At 69.7% G+C, this 7213-nt stretch carries 8 protein-coding genes; 4 read left to right on the plus strand and 4 right to left on the minus strand.

The genetic code is table 11. From position 1 onward, the window contains the following. Positions 1–2 precede the first annotated feature (2 nt). Positions 3–1688 carry a DNA polymerase/3'-5' exonuclease PolX gene (gene polX, locus B1L11_RS27815; protein WP_079317606.1) on the minus strand — a complete coding sequence of 562 codons (1686 nt, stop codon included), beginning with the start codon at positions 1686–1688 and terminating at the stop codon, positions 3–5. A 129-nt stretch (positions 1689–1817) separates the two neighbouring features. Between polX and B1L11_RS55215 the strand changes: the two genes are divergently transcribed. Genes B1L11_RS55215 through B1L11_RS27825 form a run of 3 tightly spaced genes read left to right on the plus strand, consistent with a single transcriptional unit; the run spans position 1818 to position 3412 of the window. Continuing rightward, positions 1818–1985 carry a transposase gene (locus B1L11_RS55215; RefSeq protein WP_372974736.1) on the plus strand — a complete coding sequence of 56 codons (168 nt, stop codon included), beginning with the start codon at positions 1818–1820 and terminating at the stop codon, positions 1983–1985. Then, complete coding sequence (locus B1L11_RS55220; RefSeq protein ID WP_372974737.1) at positions 1975–2235, plus strand: transposase; 261 nt, start codon at positions 1975–1977, stop codon at positions 2233–2235. Before B1L11_RS55215 ends, B1L11_RS55220 begins: the two co-directional genes overlap by 11 nt. Positions 2236–2251: 16 nt before the next feature. Continuing rightward, positions 2252–3412: a transposase gene (locus B1L11_RS27825; RefSeq protein WP_256862946.1), complete on the plus strand. Its 1161-nt coding sequence runs from the start codon at positions 2252–2254 to the stop codon at positions 3410–3412. A gap of 41 nt (positions 3413–3453) precedes the next feature. Here the strand turns inward: B1L11_RS27825 and B1L11_RS27830 are convergent, their stop codons facing one another. Together B1L11_RS27830 and B1L11_RS27835 are read right to left on the minus strand one after the other, a co-directional pair. Continuing rightward, complete coding sequence (locus B1L11_RS27830) at positions 3454–4374, minus strand: alpha/beta hydrolase family protein (protein ID WP_179155351.1); 921 nt, start codon at positions 4372–4374, stop codon at positions 3454–3456. A gap of 21 nt (positions 4375–4395) precedes the next feature. Beyond that, positions 4396–4944 (minus strand): GNAT family N-acetyltransferase, encoded by a 549-nt coding sequence (locus tag B1L11_RS27835; RefSeq protein WP_079317610.1) that lies wholly within the window; start codon positions 4942–4944, stop codon positions 4396–4398. 409 nt (positions 4945–5353) lie between these two features. Between B1L11_RS27835 and B1L11_RS27840 the strand changes: the two genes are divergently transcribed. Continuing rightward, complete coding sequence (locus tag B1L11_RS27840) at positions 5354–6193, plus strand: SAM-dependent methyltransferase (protein ID WP_079317612.1); 840 nt, start codon at positions 5354–5356, stop codon at positions 6191–6193. Positions 6194–6355: 162 nt separating this feature from the next. On the opposite strand, the gene B1L11_RS27845 is transcribed toward B1L11_RS27840, so the two are convergent. Continuing rightward, the coding region (locus B1L11_RS27845; protein WP_179155352.1) for a ricin-type beta-trefoil lectin domain protein at positions 6356–7213 on the minus strand (858 nt) is incomplete at its 5' end.

The following is a 7213-nucleotide window of genomic DNA, read 5'->3' on the forward strand; positions in this document are numbered from 1 at the left end:
GGTCAGCCCCTGCCCAGGTGGGCGAGCAGGCGGTCGAGGGGCCAGGTGTTCACCACGTCGTCCGGGGTGAGCCAGGCCCGCTGCGCGATGCCCACGCCGAACCTCTGGTGGGCCAGATGCGGGACGGCGTGGGAGTCGCTGTCGATGGAGAACTTCACGCCGTGGTGACGCGCGAGCCGTACGAGGTCGGAGGGCAGGTCGGCCCGGTCGGGGTAGGAGTCGATCTCCATGATCGTGCCGGTCCTGGCGGCGGCGCGGAACACCGCGTCCCAGTCCGCGTCCACCGGCGGCCGCTTGCCGATCTTCCGCGTCGTGGGGTGGCCGATGACGTGGACGTGCGGGTTCTCGCACGCCGCGATGAAACGGCGGGTCATCTCCTCCCGCGACTGGGTGAAGTGCGAGTGCACCGACGCGACGCAGACGTCGAATCCGGCCAGCACATCGGCCGGCCAGTCCACCGAGCCGTCCGGGGCGATGTTCAGCTCGCTGCCGTGCAGCAGCCGCATGTACGGATATCTCGCCTGCAGCTCGGCGATGCGGGCGCGCTGGGCGAGGGCCTTGTCGAGGGTCATCCGCTGCATGACCAGGTCGGGCGCGTGGTCGGTCACCGCGTAGTAGGAGTAGCCGCGCATCGCGGCGGCGGCCACCATGTCCTCCAGTGAGGCGATCCCGTCGGTGAGGTCGGTGTGGGTGTGCAGGTCGCCCCGCAGGTCGTGCAGCTCGACCAGGCGCGGCAGCTCGCCCCGCAGCGCGGCCTCGACCTCGCCGCCGTCCTCGCGCAGCGCCGGGTGCACCCACGCCATGCCGAGCGCCTGGTAGATCTCCTCCTCGGTCTCGGAGGCGATGAGCCGGTCGCCGTCGAACAGGCCGTACTCCGACAGCTTCCAGCCCTTCTTGACCGCCATCTCCCGGATGCGGACGTTGTGCTCCTTGCTGCCGGTGAAGTAGATCATGGCCGCGCCCCACGACTCGGCGGGGATCAGCCGCAGGTCGACCTGGAGGCCGCGATCGGTCCTGACCGAGGTCTTGCGCTCGCCCTTCGCGACGATCTCGGTGACGTACGGCTGCCGCGCGAACAGCTCCATCAGGGCGGGGTCGCCGACGGCGAGGATGTCGATGTCGCCGATCGTCTCGCTCATCCGGCGCAGCGACCCGGCGAAGGCGATCCGGTCGGCGGGCAGCGAGGCGATGACCCGCTCCGCGAGATCCGTCGCGACGCCGAGGTGGACCCGGTCGCCCGACCGCTCCATGTGCTCGATGCCCTTGAGCAGGTTCTCCTCGGTCTTGGCGCCGAAGCCGCGCAGGCCCTTCAGGCGGCCGGCCCTGATCGCGTCGGCCAGCGCGCCGGGGGAGTCGATGCCGAGCTCCTGGAACAGGAACAGCGCCTTCTTCGGGCCGAGCGAGGGAATCCGGGTCAGCCTGCGCACGCCCTCGGGCACCTTGCCCCGCAGGTCGTCGAGCTGGCGGAAGCTGCCGCGCTGGAGGAACTCCTCGACCTTCTTGGCGATCGCCTCGCCCACGCCCGGGATCGACCGCACGTCGGTCTCCCCGAGATCCCCGGGGAATCCCGCGATCGACTTGGCCGCCTTCTGGTAGCTGCGCACGCGGAAGGCGTCTCCGCCGTTCAGCGCGAAAAGCTCGGCGTACTCCTGCAGCGCCGCGGCTGCCTCGTCATTGGCCCGTCCCATCAGAACCTCTGCAGGGGACCGGCGCCTTCAGACGACGGGGGAACGCCGTCCCTGACTGTTCTTCTCTCTGGGCTCATTGCGGATGCCTTTCACCTGCGGTTGGACAGACAGTGCTGTGATAATGATCGTGTGACTCGCCAGGTCCGCACCTACCCCGGCACGGGATACAACCTCGGGTGCCACGTCGTGCGGTGCCCGAAGTACCGCCGCCCGGTCCTCGGTGGCCGGGTGAAGGCGCGCCTGGAGGAGCTGATCCGCGCCAAGGCGAGCGAACGGCTGGGAGATCGTGGCGCTTGAGGTGATGCCCGACCGCGAGCTGTTGTTCGTCAAGTCGCGCAAAAGCTCGCCGTCGTACGCGGCCACCCAGTTCAAGGGCTTCAACTCCCACCACCTGCGCGCCGAGTTCGCCCGCCTGCGCTCGCAGTTGCCCACGTTGTGGTCGAGGTCCTCCTTTGTGGCCACCGCCGGCGCGGTGCCGGCCGAGACGGTGCAGCGGTACATCCAGACGCAGTACGAGCGACTTCCCAAGGGAGGCGGCCGTCCGTAGGTCGTACAAGTTCCTGCTGCGCCCCACGGCCAAGCAGGCTGCCGCGCTCGCCGCCTGCCTGAAAGATCACCGGCAGCTTTACAACGCCGCCTTGGAGCACCGGCGGACCGCCTATCGCAAGGCGGGTGTGACGGTTCGGTACGGCGACCAGTCGGCGGACCTCAAGCACATCCGCGCCGATGACGCCGAGGGTCAGGGCCCGTGGTCGTTCTCCTCCCAGCAGGCCACGCTGCGGCGGTTGGACAAGGCGTTCCGTGCGTTCTTCGCCCGGGTCCATGAGGGGCGCGTGCCTGGTTTCCCCCGTTTCAAGGGGCGCGGCTGGTTCGACACCGTGGAATGGCCCAAGGACGGCGACGGCTGCCGGTGGGACTCCCAGCCCGAGCACCCCACGGCGACGTTCGTCCGCCTTCAGGGCATCGGCCACGTGCGGGTGCATCAGCACCGCCCCGTCAAGGGCCGGGTGAAGACGATCAGCGTCAAGCGGGAAGGCGCCCGCTGGTATGTGATCCTTTCCTGTGACGACGTACCCGCCGAGCCGCTTCGGCAGACGGGCGCAGCCGTCGGCCTGGACATGGGCGTAGCGTCGCTGGCCACGACCAGTGACGGCGATCACCTGGACAACCCGCGCCACCTGGCCGGGTCCGCCGGCCGCTTCGTGGCGGCGCAGCAGGCACTCGCTCGTAAAACGCGCGGCTCGGTTCGCCGCCGCAAGGCCGTTGCCCAGGTGGCGGCCCTGCACGCGAAGGTGCGCAGGCAGCGCCTGGACTACGCGCACAAGCAGGCGCTCACGCTGGTCCGCGGCTACGACGTGATCGTGCATGAGGATCTGCGGATCGCGAACATGACCCGCAGTGCGTCCGGCACGGTCGAGCAGCCCGGCCGGAACGTCGCACAGAAGTCCGGCCTCAACCGAAGCATCCTCGACGCGGGTTGGGGGGTGTTCCTGCAGGTCCTCGCACACAGGGCTGAAAGCGCCGGTCGTGAATTGATCGCGGTGAACCCTGTCAACACCTCCCGCACGTGCGCCCGATGCGGCCACGTCGCGAAGGAGAACCGTGTCACCCAAGCTGCCTTCCGCTGCATGGTGTGCGGGCATACCGCGCACGCCGACGTGAACGCGGCCAAGAACATTCTCAGGGCAGGGCTTGCCCTTCGCGACGCTGCGGAAGCGGCCTAGCGAGAAGCCGCTCCCTTCAGGGAGCGGAGGAGTCACGGGTCTCAGGGTAGGAGAAGCGGCAGCGCGCGTTCGAACGAACGTATCCAGTACGGCCAGGTGTGGGTGCCGTTTCCGTAGAAATCCGTCGTCACCGTCACCCCGGCCTTCTCCGCGGCCTTGGCGAAGTCGAGGTTCTGCCGCATGATCGCAGCCTCGGTGCGATCGGCCGGGCCGTCCCCGTGGTCCAGCGGACCGGGCTCGCCGTCGCCCGAGGACGCGTAGAGGCGCACGCCCTTGAGCCGCCCGACGAGGTCGGCGGGATTGTGCTCCGGCCAGGCGCTCGGGTCGCCCCACAGGTCCTCGGTGTCCACGCCGTTGTCCGCCATGAACGCCCGGTATCCGGGGACGTCCTCGCGGGTGTCGAGCACCCCGGAGAACGACGCCGCGGCCTCGAACACACCCGGATGCCGGGCCGCGTAGACGAACGCGCCGAGGCCGCCCATGGAGAAACCGGCGACCGCGCGGCGCGTCCCGACGCCGTACCGCGGCTCGACCAGGCGGGGCACCTCGGTCATGTGGAACGTCTCCCAGGCGGGGCCGTCGCGCCAGTCGGCGTACCAGCCCATCCAACCGCCCTCGGGGACGATGACGACGGCGTCGAGGCGGGCGGTCAGCCGGGCCACCTCGCCCGTCCTGAGCCAGTCCCAGCCGCCGCCGGCGCAGCAGCCGTGCAGCAGGTACAGCGCGCGCCAGCCGGTGGAACCCGGCTTCCACGCCTCAGGCTTCAGCACCCACACCGAGCGCCGCCCACCCGCGGCCGGGGAGTCGATCACGAGTCTGTCCGTCCGCCCGTCCACGGCCTCCTGTGAGACGACCGTGGCCGCGGACGGGGAACGGACGGGCGGCGGCGCCGCGGACTCGGCCGTGCCCTGGCAGCCGGTCACCGTGACGACGAGCACGAGCCACGTCAGGATCTTCTTCACCAGAGCTGAATGTCATACCGATCAACCCGCGTCAACCCTGGAAAAGGGCTCCGCGTAGGCGAAAGGCCCGGCCGGCGGCGGGACCGGCCGCTCGAACACCCGGACCTGGAAGAACTCGCCCCACCTCGGGTCCGGCGCCGTCACGCCGTACGTCTCGGAGTGCTCGAAGCCGAAGCGCGCGTAGTAGGCGGGGCTGCCCACCAGCGCGACCAGCGGCTCGCCGAGCGCCTCGGCCGCCCCGAGCACGGCGTGCACGAGCGCCGAGCCCACGCCCCGCCGCTGGTGGGCGGGGTGCACGGCCAGCGGGCCGAGCCCGAGCACGGGCACGGTCCCCACGTGGGCCCTCGTGCAGACGACGTGACCTGCGATCCCGCCGTCCGGCGCCGGCGCGACGAGCGACAGCTCCGGCAGCCAGCCGGGGTCGGCGCGCAGCTCGTCGAGCAACGTCACCTCGACCGGCAGTCCGTCCGGCCGGTCGGGGTTGCGGGCAGCCTCGTAGGGCGCGAAGGCGGCGGCGACGACCGCGCGGACGGCCTCCACGTCGCCGGGGTTCTCCCGTCGGATCAGCATCCGCCCAGCCTGCCGCCCGTCCCCGCGACCCGGCAACGAGTTAACGGGCCGAGCCCGGGGGAGAGCGGACCGGAACGCGCGGTCGTGAGCTTCTTCGCGCGACCGAGGCGAAATTTGGCGATAAGTGACCGCATCGCCGCTACAAAAGCCACATTTGACGCTTTGTGAGCGGATTGGCGCGAAATTCGAAATTTCGGGCTCGGCTGGATGCGGGCGGGGGCGCAGCCGATCGATGATCGGCCGCCCGGCTTGACCGGGCCCCGGTAGGCGAATACCGTCTCTCCGAAAATTACTATAAATATCATGAAAGTTTCGGTGGCGGTTCGCCGACGCTGATCACCATCTCGTCGTGGTCACGGGGCCGCTGATGTTTCCCCTGTCGACTGAGAGACAACAGCAAGGAGCACTCATGCCAGAGCTGACGGACCCCGAGCCGGTCGCCAAGCCCGTCCCGCAGATCAACACCACGGTTCCGCATCCGGCCCGGATATACGACTACCTGCTGGGCGGCAAGGACAACTTCGCGGCCGACCGTGAGGCGGCCGAACACCTCCTGAAAGTTTCGCCGGGTACTCGTGAGGGCGTTCGCGCCCACCGCGCCTTCCTCCGCCGGGCGGTGCACCATCTCGCCGCCGAGGCGGGAATGACGCAGTTCCTCGACATCGGCACGGGCATCCCCACTCAGGGCAACACCCACGAGATCGCTCAGCAGGCCAACCCCGAGGCCCGGGTGGCGTACGTGGACAACGACCCCATCGTCCTGGTGCACGGCCGTGCTCTGCTGAGCGGCAGCGCCAAGGGGATGACCTCGGTGATCGAGGCCGACATGCGGCAGCCGGAGAAGATCCTGTCCCACCCGGAGGTCCGGGCCGTGATCGACTTCGACCGTCCGGTGGCCGTCATCATGGCGGGCGTCCTGCACTTCGTCACCGACGAGGAGGACCCGTACGGCCTGGTCGAGACCTTCAAGGCCGCCGTGCCCTCGGGCAGCCGTCTGCTGCTGTCGCACATCACGCTCGACTTCGCCCCCCAGGTGCGCGAGGAGGAGTTCACCAAGCCGTACGACAACAGCACCGCGCCCATGGTGCCCCGCACCCTCGACCAGGTGCTGCGGTTCTTCGAGGGCTGGCAGGTGATCGATCCCGGCGTGGTCGAGGTGGTGCGCTGGCGGCCTGACGAGCACGAAGGCCGGGAGCGCATTCCCGGGGGTCACGCCTGGGCCTACGGCGCCGTCGCGGCGAAGCCCTGACCGGGGAACGACGAGGCATGGTGCGGTCCCACCCGCGTGGCGGCCGCGCCGGCAAGTGGCGATGGCCTCCGGTGCGGCGGGTCGCGCGCACCGGAGGCCATCGCTTGCTAGGGGGAAAGGGTCAGCAGGTGGAGCCGGCCTGGGTCGGCGGCCCCGCCGGGCTCACTGCGTGAAGGTCCACTTCTGGTTGTTCCCGCCCCAGCAGGAGTACAGCTGGATCTGGGTGCCGTTGCCGGTTCCCTGCCCGACGGCGTCCAGGCACAGGTTCGACTGTACGCCGACGATGGTCCCGTCCGAGTTGAGGCGCCACTTCTGGTTGTCGCCGCCCCAGCAGGAGTAGATCTGGACCTTGGCGCCGTTGCCGGTGCCGGCGGCGTCCAGGCACTTGTTTCCGTACACCCGGAGCTCCTGCGCGGAGGTGTAGGTCCAGGTCTGGTTGGTCTGGCCGTTGCAGTCCCAGATCTGCACCTGGGTGCCGTCGGTGGTGCTGGCGTTGGGCACGTCGAGGCAGCGGCCTGAGCCGACGTTCCTGATCGGCCCGGTACCGTTCCCGCCACCGGGGGTGGGCGAGGTGCCGGGGCTCGGCGAGGTGCCGGGGCTGGGCGAGGTGCTCGGCGTGGCGGCGTTGAGGGCGTTCAGCACCGAGTTGTAGGCGGCCTTCTTGTTGCCGTTGCTGTCGAACAGCAGCGGGCTGGTGTTCGCACCGAGCCACGAGTCGCTGTCGCGCACGCCCCAGACGGTGATACCGATGCAGCGCGGCACGGCCAGGCAGTCGTTGACCACGTTGGCGTACGTCGTGGCCGAGCCGCCCTGGATGTCCAGCTCGGTGATGGCCACGTCGACGCCGAGGGCGGCGAAGTTCTGCAGGGTCTGGCGGTAGTTGGAGGGGTAGGGGCTGTTGCTGTTGAAGTGGGACTGGAAGCCGACGCAGTCGATCGGGACGCCGCGGGCCTTGAAGTCCTTGACCATGTTGTAGACGCCCTGCGTCTTGGCCCAGGTCCAGTTGTCGATGTTGTAGTC

The organism is Microbispora sp. GKU 823 (assembly GCF_002027145.1).
Classification (GTDB): domain Bacteria; phylum Actinomycetota; class Actinomycetes; order Streptosporangiales; family Streptosporangiaceae; genus Microbispora; species Microbispora siamensis.